At 49.3% G+C, this 1,177-nt stretch carries 1 protein-coding gene; it reads left to right on the top strand.

Going from position 1 to position 1,177, the window contains the following annotated elements; genetic code table 11:
• Positions 1–1,177 (top strand): DEAD/DEAH box helicase (locus tag R7Q41_RS24175; RefSeq protein ID WP_318144726.1); only part of this gene is annotated, 1,177 nt, incomplete at both ends.

The following is a 1,177-nucleotide window of genomic DNA, read 5'->3' as shown; positions in this document are numbered from 1 at the left end:
CGCCAAAACTTAGCGGTACAAACACTGGCAGAACTTGGCGTTCAACAGCAAAACAAAGAGCCATTATCTCGTTTGCGCCAATTCAGCGAACAATTTACGGGCAAAATCATCTTTTCGGTGGAATCGGAAGGTCGACGCGAAGCCCTGACTGAGCTTCTGCAAGGCATCAAAGTTCGCCCAGTGGTGCAAGAATCGCTGTATCACGCTTTGGAGTCAGACCACCGTTTCACGTTGATTCTTGGTTCAGCAGAACACGGGTTTATTCATGACGAGCTGAATTTCGCGCTGATATGCGAAAGTGACTTGCTTGGCGATCGCGTAATTCAACGCCGTCGCAAAGACAAAAAAGCCGTCAACAGTGACACTGTTATTCGCCACCTTGCCGAACTGAAACCAGGCCAACCTGTTGTTCATATTGACCACGGCATCGGCCGCTACATCGGTCTGCAAACCCTTGAAGCGGGGGGAATGAAAACCGAGTATGTGACGCTTGAATATCAAAACGACGCCAAACTTTATGTTCCCGTTTCCTCGCTAAACTTGATCAGCCGTTACTCTGGTGGAGCTGAAGAAACGGCTCCTCTGCACAAACTTGGCGGTGAAGCGTGGTCGAAAGCACGTCGAAAAGCAGCTGAGAAAGTACGCGATGTTGCAGCAGAGCTACTTGATGTATACGCGAAGCGTGAGCTAAAACCGGGCTTTAAATTTGCCTTGGATCGTGGCCAATACGCGACCTTCAAGGCAACATTCCCGTTTGAAGAAACCGATGATCAAGCCATGGCAATCAACGCGGTGCTTTCCGATATGTGCCAAGCAAAAGCCATGGATCGCTTGGTGTGTGGTGACGTTGGCTTTGGTAAAACAGAAGTTGCCATGCGTGCGGCCTTTGTTGCTACGGACAACAGCAAGCAAGTTGCCGTACTCGTGCCAACAACCCTGCTTGCTCAGCAGCATTTTGAAAACTTCCGTGACCGCTTCGCGAACTTGCCAATCCGAGTCGAGGTGCTTTCTCGCTTTAAATCAGCCAAAGAGCAAAAAGTGATTTTGCAAGATGTTGCGGATGGCAAAGGTGATATCGTCGTCGGTACGCACAAATTGCTCTCCAGCGACATCAAATTCAAAGATTTGGGTTTGTTGATTGTCGACGAAGAGCATCGCTTCGGTGTTCGTCAAAAAG

It is taken from the genome of Vibrio sp. 2096, assembly GCF_033339595.1.
GTDB classification, from domain to species: Bacteria; Pseudomonadota; Gammaproteobacteria; order Enterobacterales; family Vibrionaceae; genus Vibrio; species Vibrio alginolyticus.
This window is presented reverse-complemented; position numbering and strand designations above follow the sequence as displayed.